Annotated in this window: 2 protein-coding genes; both read left to right on the top strand. The window is 48.4% G+C overall.

All coding sequences use genetic code 11. The features are described 5' to 3' along the window. On the top strand, positions 1-297 hold a 297-nt coding region (locus tag C3B52_RS35695), incomplete at its 5' end, for an aminopeptidase (protein ID WP_164685088.1). 70 nt (positions 298-367) lie between these two features. Next, the coding region (locus tag C3B52_RS35690; RefSeq protein WP_201264991.1) for a dipeptidase at positions 368-789 on the top strand (422 nt) is incomplete at its 3' end.

Here is a 789-nt window from a genome sequence, read left to right as displayed (position 1 = left end):
GATGAAGGAGCACGCTATATTGGCGAGTTTGCGATCGGCGTCAATCCTTTCATACGAGAACCGATGAAGGACATTTTGTTCGACGAAAAAATTGATGGCAGCTTCCATTTCACACCGGGACAATGCTATGACGATGCTTCGAACGGAAACAATTCCAACATTCACTGGGACATGGTCATGATCCAACGACCGGAGTACGGCGGAGGGGAAATTTGGTTCGATGATCGGCTGGTCCGCAAAGATGGCCGCTTCGTGCTGCCGGAGCTGGAACCACTAAATCCTGAGAATTTGCGATAAAACAAGGGAAGCGTAAGAGATTTCAGAGATAGAGAAAAACAAGCCATATAATAGGAGAGAAACACGGCGTATGACACATATGATTGATGCTCATTTTGATCTGCTGCTGGATGTGGCCATTCAGCGGGAGAACGGTAGAAAAAACGTGATTGTATCGGATTATTTGCCTGGCTTTTTGGCAGGTGGTGTGCAGACCATCGTCGCTGCCATTTATATCGAGAGCAAATTTTTGCCAGAGATGGGGCTGCGAAAAGCGCTTCAGCAAATCAGCGCGCTTCACGCAGAGGCAGATGAGGCACCGGACAAAATCATGGTATGTAAAAGTGTGGACGATATCAATGCTGCGAAAAAGGCAGGGAAAATCGGGTTTGTTCTCTCTCTTGAAGGAGCCGACCCGCTGTACAACGACCTTAGCTTGCTCCGAATTTTCTATGAACTGGGCGTGCGTTTTATGGGACTCGTCTGGAGCAGGCGCAATTTCGTAGGAGACGG

Source organism: Brevibacillus reuszeri, from assembly GCF_002897295.1.
In the GTDB taxonomy this organism is placed as follows: domain Bacteria; phylum Bacillota; class Bacilli; order Brevibacillales; family Brevibacillaceae; genus Brevibacillus; species Brevibacillus reuszeri_A.
This window is presented reverse-complemented; position numbering and strand designations above follow the sequence as displayed.